General features: G+C 50.9%; 10 protein-coding genes. 2 read left to right on the top strand and 8 right to left on the bottom strand.

Annotation, left to right across the window (positions count from 1 at the left end; all coding sequences use genetic code 11):
* Position 1: 1 nt before the first annotated feature.
* The 3 genes from KOI40_RS11040 to KOI40_RS11030 all read right to left on the bottom strand — a co-directional run bounded on the left by KOI40_RS11040 (position 2) and on the right by KOI40_RS11030 (position 4,351).
* The gene (locus KOI40_RS11040) at positions 2-1,345 is read right to left on the bottom strand and encodes a Na(+)-translocating NADH-quinone reductase subunit A (protein ID WP_216097587.1); all 1,344 of its coding nucleotides are present in this window, start codon (positions 1,343-1,345) and stop codon (positions 2-4) included.
* Positions 1,346-1,925: 580 nt separating this feature from the next.
* Positions 1,926-3,377: a glyceraldehyde-3-phosphate dehydrogenase gene (locus KOI40_RS11035; protein WP_216097586.1), complete on the bottom strand. Its 1,452-nt coding sequence runs from the start codon at positions 3,375-3,377 to the stop codon at positions 1,926-1,928.
* A gap of 227 nt (positions 3,378-3,604) precedes the next feature.
* The gene (locus tag KOI40_RS11030) at positions 3,605-4,351 is read right to left on the bottom strand and encodes a hypothetical protein (RefSeq protein WP_216097585.1); all 747 of its coding nucleotides are present in this window, start codon (positions 4,349-4,351) and stop codon (positions 3,605-3,607) included.
* Between the two features lie 260 nt (positions 4,352-4,611).
* Between KOI40_RS11030 and mfd the strand changes: the two genes are divergently transcribed.
* Positions 4,612-8,070, top strand: a complete 3,459-nt coding sequence (gene mfd / locus KOI40_RS11025; protein ID WP_216097584.1) for a transcription-repair coupling factor — start codon at positions 4,612-4,614, stop codon at positions 8,068-8,070.
* A gap of 26 nt (positions 8,071-8,096) precedes the next feature.
* Complete coding sequence (locus KOI40_RS11020) at positions 8,097-9,143, top strand: CsiV family protein (protein ID WP_216097583.1); 1,047 nt, start codon at positions 8,097-8,099, stop codon at positions 9,141-9,143.
* Positions 9,144-9,242: 99 nt separating this feature from the next.
* Here KOI40_RS11020 and KOI40_RS11015 read toward each other — a convergent pair whose 3' ends face one another.
* From KOI40_RS11015 to KOI40_RS10995, 5 genes are all read right to left on the bottom strand, one after another.
* A complete protein-coding gene (locus tag KOI40_RS11015) occupies positions 9,243-9,458 on the bottom strand; it encodes a cold-shock protein (protein ID WP_216097582.1) in 216 nt (71 codons plus the stop codon).
* A gap of 492 nt (positions 9,459-9,950) precedes the next feature.
* Complete coding sequence (locus KOI40_RS11010; protein WP_216097581.1) at positions 9,951-10,766, bottom strand: S-methyl-5'-thioinosine phosphorylase; 816 nt, start codon at positions 10,764-10,766, stop codon at positions 9,951-9,953.
* On the bottom strand, positions 10,759-11,916 hold the full coding sequence (locus tag KOI40_RS11005; RefSeq protein ID WP_216097580.1) for a mechanosensitive ion channel family protein: 1,158 nt from the start codon (positions 11,914-11,916) through the stop codon (positions 10,759-10,761). The genes KOI40_RS11010 and KOI40_RS11005 overlap by 8 nt, the downstream gene beginning before the upstream one ends.
* Before the next feature lie 13 nt (positions 11,917-11,929).
* Positions 11,930-13,018 (bottom strand): beta-N-acetylhexosaminidase, encoded by a 1,089-nt coding sequence (gene nagZ, locus KOI40_RS11000; RefSeq protein WP_216097579.1) that lies wholly within the window; start codon positions 13,016-13,018, stop codon positions 11,930-11,932.
* A 110-nt stretch (positions 13,019-13,128) separates the two neighbouring features.
* Entirely contained in the window at positions 13,129-13,782 is a 654-nt protein-coding gene (locus KOI40_RS10995) for a TetR/AcrR family transcriptional regulator (protein ID WP_216097578.1), read from the bottom strand.
* Positions 13,783-13,883 lie beyond the last annotated feature (101 nt).

Below are 13,883 nucleotides of genomic sequence, written 5' to 3'. Positions count from 1 at the left end.
CTTAACCCTCCTTCTCAATGCGAGTCAGGTTGTTGCGCAGGATGGGACCGTACTCATATTTGCCTGGGCAAACGAAAGTACACAAAGCCAAATCCTCTTCATCCAACTCCAGACAACCCAGCTTTTGAGCCATGTCTGTATCACCTACGATCAGGGAACGCAGCAATTGAGTTGGCAAAATGTCCAGCGGCATGATGCGCTCATAAGCACCTACAGGCACCATTGCACGCTCACTACCGTTAGTCGTGGTGTTGAAGTCGTATTTTTTGCCAGCAAACAAGCTGGAAACATAAATGCTCAGGCTGGAGAAGTTGTTAAAACCAGCGCGCAGATAATGCAGGAATGGACGCTCACGCCCCTCTTCCAACACGGAGATCTGCTGATGGTAACGCCCCAGATAAGCAAATGGGCCTGCAGCAGTACGACCACCGAATACAGAACCTGAAATCACACGGTTTTCACCGCTCTTCAGCTGACCAGCAGTCAGTTCATCCAGACTGGCACCAACACGCGTGCGAACCAGACGTGGTTGCTCGACCTGAGGGCCAGCCAGAGAAATAACGCGCTCAGTTGGCAGCTTACCAGTGGTAAACAGTTGACCCACAGCGATTACATCCTGATACCCAATGGTCCACACAGTTTTGGTGGCGCTTACGGGATCGAGATGGTGGATATGTGTGCCAGCATTACCTGCTGGGTGCACACCGGCGAACTCCTGAGACTCAACACGGCTATTATTACCGGTCAGTACGTCGGCGCCCTTCTCTTTACACACGTAAACCTTGCCAGCAGTCAGTTTTGACAGCAGCGCCAGGCCCTGAACAAAATCGTCACGCTTTTCACGAATAATCAACTCGGGCTTGGCAGCCAGAGGATTGGTATCGATAGCGGTTACAAAGATTGAATTGGGTGTGGTGCCTGGAGCAGGCACTTTGCTGTATGGACGAGTGCGCAAGGCAGTCCACAAGCCGGAATTGATCAGGTTTTCTCTAACCTGCTCTTCCGTTAATGAAGCCAGTTGATCTGAAGAGTATTGATTAAAGCTTTCAGCCTCATCCCCCTCAACATCAATGACAACAGACTGCAATACACGTTGCGCACCACGATTAATGGCTGCAACGGTACCGGCGGCAGGCGCTGTATAGCGCACACCTTCAGTCTTTTTATCAGTAAACAATAACTGCCCAAGCTTCACCTTGTCGCCGACCTGAACGGCCATAGTGGGCTTCATACCGTGGTAATCAGCACCAATAACGGCGACAGAGCGGATCTGCGGACCATCCACGATGGCCTGCTCGGGAGCCCCGGATATGGGTAAATCCAATCCCCGACGGATATTAATCATACGTCTCTGCCTAATCACTTGTTGAATAAGTGTGGGCTGCGCGGATGCGCGACCTAATAATTTTTTTCAGATGGTGCATCGATCACGAAAAGATCAAAGAAACCGCACTTTTAGCATCCATTTAGGATAAAGAATCGCCAAAATAGCCACTTCTAGTGTAGACGAAGTCGATTAAAATGCACCCAGCTGACTGAGGCCTCAAGCAATAAACGCCACTGCAAGGCTTGACTGTTGCCTAAGCACAGACTTACCCACCAGATCCGTCTGCGCCCAGAGCAACCTTATGAGTTAGTTGCCAATCAACCACTAACCCCCTAAAAAGTATTGCTCAATAGAGATGCCCCAAATAAACCGCCGCAATTATAAAGATGACAGCCTCTTGTGACCAGAGTGAAGTCAAAGATAAGGCCATTTTCTCGCGAAAAACCGCTGCATTCTCAAGATGTTAGCGATAAGAAATGCAAATATTCGCCGCTCCGGACAAAAAACGACCAGCACAAAAAAGCCGCTGCAACTTGCAACGGCTTTTAAGCAAGGGATCTGCGACACAGAGCCCCCTGTCATCTCACTGCGGAATCGCTTACTCCTGAGGATAGCGAGCGTAATTAACGCCACACATATCTTCCAGACAGCGAACTACCTGACAGCTGTAACCAAACTCATTGTCGTACCAGCAGTACAGAACAGCGCTGTTACCATCCACAATAGTGGCTCGAGCATCAAAAACACACGCGTGGCGGGAGCCGACGAAGTCACTGGAAACAACTTCAGGAGAGTTGGTGAAGTCGATCTGCTGCTGCAATCTTGAGTGCAGAGCGGTTTCACGCATGTAGTTGTTCAGCTCTTCTGCCGTGGTCTCTTTGCCCAGCTGCAAATTCAAGATTGCCATGGACACATTAGGCGTAGGAACACGAATCGCATTACCGGTCAGCTTACCTTTCAACTCTGGCAGAGCTTTGGAAACCGCTTTGGCAGCACCAGTCTCGGTAATTACCATGTTCAAAGGAGCACTGCGACCGCGACGCTCGCCCTTGTGGTAGTTATCAATAAGGTTCTGGTCGTTGGTGTAGGCGTGAACCGTCTCTACGTGACCGTGATTAACTCCGTACTCATCCATCATGGCTTTCAGCACTGGAGTGATTGCATTGGTGGTACAGGATGCTGCGGACAAGATGGTGTCTTCCGCGGTGATATCGCTGTTGTTGATACCGTAAACAATATTCTTGATATCGCCTTTACCAGGTGCAGTCAGAATCACCTTGGAAGCGCCATTGCACTCCAGGTGCTGACCAAGGCCTGCCTCGTCACGCCATACACCGGTGTTATCAACGATGATGGCATTGTTGATGCCGTAATCGGTGTAATCAATCTCGGACGGTGAGTTGGCGTAAATTACCTTAACTTCGTTACCGTTCAGAACCAGAGTGTTATTTTCCTCATCGACACGGATGGTACCTTTAAAGGAACCGTGTACTGAGTCGCGGCGCAGCAGGCTGGCACGCTTAACCAGGTCATCTTCAGCCTTGCCCTTACGGACTACGATAGCTTTAAGGCGCAGAACATCGCCACTACCGGCTTTCTCTACCAGCAAACGAGCAACCAGGCGACCAATACGGCCAAAACCATAGAGTACAACGTCCTGCGGTTCTGGCAGCGGCTTGTTTTCGCTGTCAACAGCACCGGCAACTTCAGCGGCTACGAAATCGGCAACACTGCTGTCACCGCCTTCTTTCATGTATTTAACAGCAATCTTGCCCAGATCAATATGCGCAGGGCCCAGGTTCAGCTTGGCCAGCTCTTCGAGAATGGGATAGGTTTCGAACTCGGACAACTCGTTTTCTTCGATCTGACGCACACGACGATGTGCTTTCATCAGGTCGATGACAGAGCGGTTTACCAATGTACGGCCATACATATAGATGCCTACATTGCGCTCACGATTGAGCTTGCCAATTACAGGAATCATCGCCTCGGCGAGTGCTTCACGCTCTTTCCAGTCCTTGAAATAGTCATCTGGCTTAGGTCGGTTCACGAGTTGTCACCTTAAAAGTCATATTTGGGGAATTAGGACACGGCGTCATTTCTGCCACATCCAACCAATAAAGGGAGCGCTATTATCGTGATTAGATACAGGCGGCGCAAGCTTCTGAGGTAAATCTAAGTAAGTTACAGATTATGGACAGACCCCAACAGGAAAAAGTTAACTGAATTAACCATTTTCACAGGAAAACAGGCCTGTGCGGCGGTCCTGGTCAGGATTCACAGAGGGATAAAGGTCATACTGACCAGACTGTGGGCAACGGTATTGACCGCTCTTTGGGTTTTTCCGGCAATCACCATCGACAAGGCATCCTGATGCGCAATGAGCTTGCCGAACAACCGCTCAAAACTGAGGTTGAATGAGCTGTCAGACAGGGTATCCGTCAGAATGAGAGGACGCCCCCGATCATCCATCCGTGTCCTCAGCAGCCAGACCATTACCTCTATATTCCTTGCACTGTTATAAAGCCGCTGTTGATCCAGGCTATCAAGCCAATAAAACTCCTGTTTATAGCCATAGGCTTCACTGAGCATACTCGCAAGCCCCACCATCAGGGCAAACACCCTGTCCCCTGCAAACGCTGGATCAAAAGCCAGGCGCATGGCATCGATATCGGACAGATTGCGTAATTCGGGTGAAGTTCGAGAGCCCACCGAATAGGCCACAATCGCATTCCAGCGACTTTCGATGGTTTCACCGGGCTTACGCCTTAATTGATTGGGATTCCTCAGGTAAAGTTTGGTAGTGAGCTGCTGCAATAATTGACTGGTCTCACGACGATGGATATCCGCCACCAAATCCACATCGGATTTCGCCAGATTTTTCACATTTAACCCGGATGAAACTGAGGTGCACCCTGCCATCAGCAGCGTCAACAGTACCAGCGGCAACCATAGACCGATATTTGGCCCCGCACACATCATTAACTTGAAAGGCCGCCAGGTATAAACGCTCTGTTTAACCATGTCACTTAACCATCAAAATCCATCTTTTTTATTATTTCTGTCACGAAGCTACCCCTTAGGACCGCTGGAAGCTCCCCCCAGGACCAAGATTAGCACCCCGCCTATAAACAGAAGCAACTCACTCCAAAAGCGCCACCCTGTTGAACGCCTGTCATTAAGCATAGATTATTCCTTTGCGGCGTGTCGGCAATCAGCGTTACAAAAGCCTTGAAAACCCCGCTACAATAGCGCCGCCGTTTACATTAGAGCCCGGACTAACCATGACCCAACAATCTCCTCTCTCTCCACGATTGAACACTAAACCCGGCAACAAACAGAGCTGGGGCAATCTCCGCGGGAGTGGACGATCATTAGCTTTATGCCAAGCGGCCCAAGACCACGAAAGCCTGACCCTGATCGTTACTCAGGACACTGAAACCGCCCGACGTATCGAGAGCGAGCTGAAGTTTTTCCGCGGACCCGATGTACAGCTGCCTGTCCTTCATCTTCCTGACTGGGAAACCTTGCCCTACGATAACTTCTCACCCCATCAGGATATTATTTCCGAACGGTTACAGACTCTTTACCAACTGCCTCAGACAGAAAAAGGCATTCTTGTTGTGCCCGTCAGCACGCTGATGCATCGACTGCCACCATCGTCTTTTCTACACGCCAACAGCCTGATGGTGAAACCCGGACAGAGATTCGTTATTGACCAAATGCGACTGCAGCTGGAAAACGCCGGCTATCATTGTGTCGACACAGTTTATGAGCACGGTGAATTTGCGGTTCGTGGCGCCCTGATGGATATATTCCCCATGGGCTGCAAAACCCCATACCGTATCGACCTGTTCGATGACGAAGTAGAAACCCTGAGAACCTTTGATCCGGAAACCCAGCGCTCTATTGATCAGGTGGAAGCCATTGAGCTGCTGCCCGCCAAAGAATACCCTCTCGACAAGGCCGGCATCTCTCATTTCCGTGACAGCTGGCATCAGCGTTTTGACGTCGACCATAAAGCCTGCCCAATTTATCAGGACATCAGTGCGGGCATCAGTCCCGCAGGTATTGAGTACTACCTACCTTTGTTCTTTGACGTTTGCAGCACCTTATTTGACTATCTGCCGCAAAGTACTCAGGTATTTTTGTACGATGAAATCGATCAGGCGACCGAGCAATTCTGGCGAGAACTGAGCAGCCGATATGAGAGCCGCAGCGGTGACCTTGAGCGGCCGCTGCTGAAACCCAACGAAATGTTTCTGTCTGCCGGTGAGGTTTTTGGCTACCTGAACACCTACCCCCGAACAACACTGAGCACGCGCACCCTGGATGCAGGCCCAGGACACCACAACTTCTCCTGCGAACCCCAACCCGAGATTACCGTTAACTCCCGCTCGGATCACCCACTGGATCGCATTGAACACTTTCTCGCCGACACAGCCAAGCGAGTGCTTTTTTCAGCAGAGTCCGCCGGTCGCAAAGAGAGCCTGCTGGACCTTTTGCAACGCATTGACGTCACTCCGGCCAGCGTCAACAGCTGGCGAGAGTTTGTAAACAGCACCGAGACCATTGCCATCATTACCGCCCCTCTTGATCTTGGCTTGAATCTCCCGGACCCAAATATCATTCTGATCACTGAGTCCGAGCTTCTCGGTGAGCGTGTTCAGCAACGACGACGACGCAAACAACAGCAGGATCAGGGCGAGATGGCCATCCGCAATCTCACTGAATTGCGTGTAGGGGCCCCGGTAGTCCACATTGATCACGGCGTGGGCCGCTACCTGGGAATGGAAACCATTGAAACCGATGGTCAGACCAACGAATTCCTGACCCTCAAATACGCCAACGATGCCAAGCTGTATGTGCCGGTAGCCAGTCTCAATCTGATCAGCCGTTACTCTGGCGCTGATGACGAACTGGCCCCACTGCACAAACTGGGCAGCGAACAATGGCAAAAAGCCAAGAAGAAAGCCGCAGAGCAGGTACGGGATGCCGCTGCCGAACTGCTGGATATCTACGCCCGCCGGGCCGCGCGCAAAGGCTTTGCCTTTGAAGACCCCAAAGATGCATACGAACGCTTCGCCAGTGGCTTTCCCTTTGAAGAGACCCTCGATCAACAAACCGCGATTGAGGCAGTGCATCGTGACATGATCTCAAGTCAGCCGATGGATCGACTGGTCTGCGGTGATGTCGGCTTCGGTAAAACAGAAGTGGCCATGCGAGCCGCATTTATCGCCGCCCACAGTGGTAAACAAGTCGCCATTCTGGTGCCTACCACCCTGCTGGCCCAGCAACATTTTGAAAACTTCCGTGACCGTTTTGCTGATTGGCCTATCCAGATCGACTTGATCTCACGTTTCCGCTCCGGCAAAGAAATTGATAGCGTCCAGCAACGACTGGCTGATGGCAAAATCGATGTCATCATTGGCACCCACAAACTGCTTCAGTCAGATCTAAATTATAAAAATCTGGGACTGCTGATCATTGATGAAGAACATCGTTTTGGTGTTCGCCAAAAGGAAAAGCTGAAATCCCTGCGCTCCGAAGTGGACATCCTGACCCTGACGGCAACGCCCATTCCAAGGACTCTGAATATGGCCATGTCCGGGATTCGCGATCTGTCCATCATCGCAACCCCGCCAGCCAAACGCCTGTCAGTGAAAACCTTCGTTCGCCAGAGTGATCCCAATCTGGTTAAAGAGGCGGTTTTGCGTGAGATCCTGCGTGGCGGCCAGGTGTATTACCTGCACAACGAAGTGAAAAATATCGAAAAAACCGCTCGCGAGCTTGAAGAGCTGATCCCGGAAGCTCGGGTTGCCATTGGACACGGCCAGATGCGCGAGCGCCAGCTTGAACAAGTCATGTCAGACTTCTATCACAAACGCTTTAATGTACTCGTGTGCACCACCATCATTGAAACCGGTATCGACGTCCCCAGCGCAAACACCATAATCATTGACCGTGCCGATAAATTTGGGCTGGCACAGCTTCATCAGTTGCGCGGGCGCGTTGGCCGCTCTCACCATCAGGCCTATGCCTACCTTCTGACCCCGCACCCGAAAAGCATGACGGGTGATGCCCAAAAACGCCTGGAAGCTATCGCTCAGACAACGGACCTTGGGGCTGGTTTTACCCTTGCCACTCACGATCTGGAGATTCGAGGAGCCGGTGAGCTGCTCGGTGACGAGCAAAGCGGCCAAATGCAGGCAGTTGGGTTCACCCTGTACATGGAAATGCTTGATCGTGCAGTCAAAGCCATCAAAGAAGGCAAAACCCCCAACATTGACGAGGCGCTGGATACCGGTATCGACATCAATCTTCGGGTACCAGCCTTAATCCCCGACGATTACTTGCCCGATGTGCATACACGCCTCATGATGTACAAGCGCATTGCCAATGCGGAGACCGATGATGCACTCAGAGAACTGCAGGTCGAAATGATCGACCGCTTTGGCCTGCTGCCAGAACAGAGCAAGAATCTGTTCCGGATCAGCAGTTTGAAACTCAAGGCCCAACAGCTTGGAGTCAAGAAACTGGAGGCAGGGGCTCAGGGCGGGCGCATTGAATTTGCACCTGTGACACAGGTAGATCCGTTGACTATTGTTAAAATGGTGCAAACTCAACCACAGAAATACCGCCTGGAAGGAGCCAGTCATTTAAAGTTCAGTCTTGATATGGATAATAATGACAGCCGCATCCAGAAAGTTACTGAATTGCTGCAACAATTGAGCGCTGCTTGATCCACATTTTTTGAGACTGATATTGCATGCTGAACTTTCGCCGCACACGACAACACCTGACCCGCCTGATAAGTCTGAGTCTGCTGAGTGGAGCTGGCCTGGCCAGTCTCGCCTCACACCCTGCCTTCGCCCAGAACAATGACGAGAACGCCACTTCCCAGCGCTGGTATCAGGTGGAAGTCATACTTTTTACTCAAGAAGAATCACTTGATGACGAAACCTGGCGCAATGATGTCGCTCTCACCTACCCATCCAACTGGCTCGAGCTGAAAGACCCGAACTCCACCAGCGAATCTGCCGAGACGGATCCCGAAACTGGTGAAGTACAAACCATAGAGCGGCAGCCTGACATCAACCGCGATCCTTTTTACACACTACCGGACAACCTTAGGGAACTGAACCGACAAGCCGATGCGCTAAAATATTCAAAGTCTCACAGACTTCTGTTCCATGAAGCCTGGAGGCAACCGGTCAAATCCCCCTCTACGGCACCCTCGATCATTGTCGCCGCCGGTGAAAGTTATGGCGACCACCGGGAACTTGAGGGCAGCATCAATATTAGCGTATCGCGTTACCTTCACCTCAGCACCAATTTATGGCTGACGAGCTTCACTCGCAACACGGGACAACAGACTTCAAGTACTGAACACAAAGATGGCTATTGGCCAGAACTGCCGACGCGCCCCTCTCAACGCCGGAACCGCTCAACGGCTTCTCAAAATTATTATCAGACCGATGAAGACCCGACATCTTCAGACTTTGGATTAAGCGCCGGCAACTCAGCATGGGAAACCAATGGCAGCACAGCCTGGGACTCAGGCTCTGGTGGAACGGCCTGGGAAAGAAATCAGCAGTTTGGCAATGATTACGACTTCAGCAGCAAGGCCTATCTGCCCTCAGAGATCAGCGTCTTCCGCCAGCAACGTCGCATGCGCAGTGGAGAAGTGCATTATATCGACCATCCGAAAGTAGGTATGGTAATCCTGGTAACGCCCTACGATGCATCTGCAAACAGCAGCACCGGAGAAGTATCTTCAGCAGACATAGCGACAAACGCACAAAGCCTGAACTAAAAATACGCCAATCAGACACGCGGTTTCACGGAGAAACACCGTTTGATTTAAGCAAAAACGCCGGCATGCCGGCGTTTTTTATATATTCGATAGAGGTTTTTAGCTTACACAGCTGACATTTTCTGCCTGCAAGCCCTTATCACCTTCGAGTATGTCAAATTCTACGGATTGGCCTTCAGCCAGTGAGCGATAACCCTCACCTTCAATGTTACGGTAATGAACAAAAACATCGTCGCTATTTTCACCACGAGTTATAAAACCGTAACCGCGAGCATTATTGAACCACTTAACCGTGCCAACTTCACGAGTTGCCATACTATTCCACCTCTTTATTTTTATAAGATACTGTAAATCACACCGTCCAAATCCAGCTATTGTTGCCAGTATTTAGAGGGTTACACCCTTACCGCCACTTTTCCATCTATAGTAGAGTAACGATAGTGTCACGACCTCTCTAAAGAATCCCAAACCTTCGACCCGGAAAGCTCGGACAACAGCGATATCCCCATACCACCGTTTGGCCATTGACAGCCCTATTTTTAAGTTAATTTTTTGTGAGTGTCCAGTAAAACACCAAAAAAATGTACTTTCATCCCCAACTAGATCTCAAAGACGTACAAATCTCTCGATTAGCACCCTTTGAAGGCACCAACGTCCTCGGAGGAAGTCATGTCATAGTCGCGAAAAACAAACAAAGGTTTTTTTCAGGAGTGCTCTGCCATTAGGAGTGCTCTGCCATTAGAGAAACATGAGCTAGAGAGAATCTATTAATCAGTAGGGTCACATGAACAACAGCAAGCCACCAGATCAATGTCCCGAGTCATTCATCAGAACAGCGAGAGCCGCTACCAGTATCGCTCTGACATTATTCATGCCCAGCGCCACAACTTCACCTATCTCTTCCATGGATATCGGACTATCTGTGAGACCTGCCCCCCAGTTGACTACTGCACAAATGCTGCCGTATTGCAGCTGTGCCTCTCGAGCCAGACAGGCTTCAGGCATGCCGGTCATTCCTACCAGATCGCAACCATCCTTCTTGAGGCGGCGAACCTCCGCAGCGGTTTCCAGACGCGGCCCTTGTGTGCAACCGTAGACACCGCCATCTTCACAAGCCAGACCGCACTTGTCTGCAGCCAACAGCAGAGCCTCTCGAACAATGGGATCGTAGGGATCGGTAAAGTCAATATGGTCCAAAGGCCCTGCAACACCATCATAAAAAGACGATTCACGGGCCACAGTGTAATCAATGACCTGATCCGGAATCACCAGCGTGTGAGGCCCCATTGACGGAGCCAGCCCCCCTACCGCATTCACGGCCAAAATATGCGTGACTCCCAATGCTTTGAGAGCGGCAATATTCGCCCGGTAATTGATCTTGTGCGGCGCCAGCGAGTGATCGGACCCATGACGGGCCAGAAAGAAAAAGCGATTGCCATCATAACACCCCTCTTTAATTGGCCCGGACGGTTTGCCAAAAGGCGTCTCTGGATAATGAGTGGAAAGCCAGTCAACGCCTTCAAACTCGCTCAAACCGGTACCGCCAATCATGGCAACACGGACCTCAGGCGACAGTTGAGTCTTGCCCTGAGAAGTTCCAGTGTTATTCCGTAAATCACCCATGAGCTGCTTCCGGCTTATGCGAGCGGCTCAATTCAGGCTCTGCAGGGTTCACCGAGACACCATCTGGCAGATGCAGCGTTGACGTTGGGAAAGCACATTCAGCACCACAGGATTCAACAATATTCAGAACACCAAGCAATACGTCCTGCTTAATCTCGTGGAAATGCACCCAGTTTGTAGTTTTGGTGAAGGTGTAGATAAAGAAGTCCAGGGATGAGGCCGCAAACTTGTTGAAGTTCACAATCAAGGTTTGATCGGTATCGATCTCGGGATGATTTTTCAGGTACTCAGTGACCTTGTCGATAATTTCTGGCATCAAATGACCATCTGAATACCGTATCCCGATAGTTTCATTGATGCGACGATTACTCATCCGCGAAGGGTTTTCGATGGATATATGAGTAAACGTGGAATTGGGCACATACAGCGGCCGCTTATCAAACGTTCGAATTCGGGTTACCCGCCAACCGATATCCTCAACCGTACCCTCGATTTCCTGATCCGGTGAGCGAACCCAGTCACCCACGCTGAAGGGACGATCCAGATAAACCATCAAGCCACCAAAAAAATTGGCGAGCAGATCTTTGGCGGCAAAACCCACTGCAACACCACCGATACCACCAAAAGCCAACACTCCGGAAATACTGTACCCAAGCGACTGCATAAGCACCAACACAGCCGTGATGATAACTGACATACGCAACAACTTGCCGATAGCCCTTACCGTGGTTTCATCCATCGGTTTTTGGGAGTACTGCGGGTCCATGAAGTTTTCTTCGGCGCGCCGAATCAACAACACCAGGAACCAGGCCAGCAACACAACGACGCCGATTCTCCGTGCTGGCTCGATAATTTGTATCAGCTCATTCTCAGAGGCCTTGGCGGCTACCTGAGCCGCCATCGACAACCCCACCAACCAAACGATCCAGTGAAACGGTCTTCTGGCCGCGCCAAGCAGAGCATCGTCCCAAAGGTTATGAGTCTGCTCGGCTTTTACCAGCAGACGATCAAGAATCAACTTTACGACCAGAGCTGCCACCAGCGTCAGCAACACGATGGTAAACACTTCTACGATCCAGTAATTACCTCGACCGACCCAGCCCATGAACTGGGATAACCAGTCAGCAAACTGATCTGTGAATTCAGACATGCATCAATCCCTATTATGATGATTTGGTTTCAGAAGATCCCTGTGTGCCCGGGCTGGTCGGATCAACCGACATGGCAGCCGCATCCGGCAACAGAGCCGTTAACGCTTCCGCCGTTTGCTTCCAGCGCGGCAGAGCCTGTAATTCGGTTCTCGACAGGTGTTTTTGCGCGCACATCGAATTCCGATCGGCCACTCCGCAAAAATACAATTCCGGATCCAGATTATCCAGAACAGACCGGGCGCCCTCGCGGTTGTTGCAAACCAGTACCATATCGCAGCCCGCCTTAAGTGACGCCTCTGCCCGCTGGACATAGGTTCCCATCTGGGTTGCCCCTGCCATGGTCAAATCGTCACTGAAAACAACACCGCTATAGTTCAACTCATCGCGCAGAATATCTTTCAACCATTTGGAAGAAAAACCAACGGCCAAGTCTTTATCCACCTTTGGAAAGAGGATATGGGCAGGCATCAGCGCATCCAACTGATCAGACAGCCCCACAAAGGGCTTCAGATCCTTTTCGCGGATTGCGTCCAGATCCCTGTTATCCACCGGCAATTCAAGATGACTGTCGCCCCGAACACTGCCATGGCCAGGGAAATGCTTGCCGGTGACCGCCATACCGGCCTCGCGAGCGCCCTCGACAAACGCGCCACCCAAAGCCGTTACCCGTTCCGGGTCGGCCGAAAAAGCCCGATCTCCGATGACACTGCAAAACTCATCATCCACATCAAGAACCGGCGCAAAGCTGAAATCCATACCAATGGCCAACACCTCAGAAGCCAACAACCAGCCACAATCGCGAGCCAGAGCCAAAGCGCCCTCTGGATCCTGCTGATACAGGCGATCAAACTCCTGCATTGGGGGAATACGGGTGAAGCCGTTCTTGCAACGCTGGACCCGGCCGCCTTCCTGATCCACACAGATCAACAACTCAGCTCGCTCAGACCGGATGGCAGCGACTAAAGACGCCAACTGATCGTAATCCTCAATGTTTCGGGCAAACAGAATTACACCGCCAACAGCAGGATGTCGGAGCAGAACCTTCTCTTCATCAAGCAGAGATGGGCCTAGCAAATCGAGAACTACAGGGCCTAATGTCATGGGAGTATTTAAAACCTTCTTATGCGGCAGAGGAAAGGGATAAGAATGATAACTGAGGGCAGCAGAAACGTCGCGACTGCATTTCACAGCCACGCCATTATACGTGTGTTTTAAATGTCTTCGCTGTTCAACATGCCGGTAACGGCTGGAATCAACAGGCCGACGACTTCGTTAACGGTACTGTCCTTGTCAAAATCGGCTTTGAGAATATTGCTGATGGACTCAAAGCTGGACAATGTAAAGACAGAGGCCCCAAGCATGAAATACAAACGCCAGTAAAATACTTCCGGCTTCACTTCAGGCATGGCCTCACGCAGTAAGCCGGTGAAACGAGAATAATAAGTGCCGTATTTGGCAATGATGAAATGACGCAAATGCTCCTGCGACTGAGTATAGGCAAGCCCGAGCAGACGCATAAACTGATTTGGGGAATCCCCCAGTTCTTCCATGGACTTTAACAACGTGGAATACAGAAGATCGATGAGTTCATCAACTGTCAGGGTGCGCCCTTCCGTTTTAGCCTGACGGCGATCCAGCTCTGCATCCAGAGTTTCGCAAAAAGGATCCAGAAACTGGGCAAAAACGGCCTGAATCAAGGCTTTTTTGGAGCCGAAATGATAATTTACAGCCGCCAAATTTACATTGGCTGTACTGGTGATGGTTCTCAAGGAAGTTTCAGCATAACCACGCTCTGCAAATAATGCAGCGGCAGCATCCAATATTCGAGTGATTGTATCCTGATCCTGCCCGCCAACAGTGGACACGCTATTAAGCGACGTTCTTCGCCTCAAATGCTTCTGGGCTAATAAAGCCGTTGGCACTGTGTCGGCGGGTTCGATTGTAGTCCACTTCGATATACTGGAAC

Source organism: Pseudomaricurvus albidus (assembly GCF_018863235.1).
Lineage (GTDB): Bacteria > Pseudomonadota > Gammaproteobacteria > Pseudomonadales > Cellvibrionaceae > Pseudomaricurvus > Pseudomaricurvus albidus.
The sequence above is the reverse complement of the archived record's forward strand: the minus strand, read 5'-3'. Positions and strand labels throughout refer to the sequence as shown.

What these genes read in the sequence shown, in the direction of transcription:
- KOI40_RS11040 (WP_216097587.1), bottom strand. Translation starts at nt 1,345, where the DNA reads ATGATTAATATCCGTCGGGGATTGGATTTACCCATATCCGGGGCTCCC.
- KOI40_RS11030 (WP_216097585.1), bottom strand. Translation starts at nt 4,351, where the DNA reads ATGGTTAAACAGAGCGTTTATACCTGGCGGCCTTTCAAGTTAATGATG.
- mfd (WP_216097584.1), top strand. Translation starts at nt 4,612, where the DNA reads ATGACCCAACAATCTCCTCTCTCTCCACGATTGAACACTAAACCCGGC.
- KOI40_RS11020 (WP_216097583.1), top strand. Translation starts at nt 8,097, where the DNA reads ATGCTGAACTTTCGCCGCACACGACAACACCTGACCCGCCTGATAAGT.
- KOI40_RS11015 (WP_216097582.1), bottom strand. Translation starts at nt 9,458, where the DNA reads ATGGCAACTCGTGAAGTTGGCACGGTTAAGTGGTTCAATAATGCTCGC.
- KOI40_RS11010 (WP_216097581.1), bottom strand. Translation starts at nt 10,766, where the DNA reads ATGGGTGATTTACGGAATAACACTGGAACTTCTCAGGGCAAGACTCAA.
- KOI40_RS11005 (WP_216097580.1), bottom strand. Translation starts at nt 11,916, where the DNA reads ATGTCTGAATTCACAGATCAGTTTGCTGACTGGTTATCCCAGTTCATG.
- nagZ (WP_216097579.1), bottom strand. Translation starts at nt 13,018, where the DNA reads ATGACATTAGGCCCTGTAGTTCTCGATTTGCTAGGCCCATCTCTGCTT.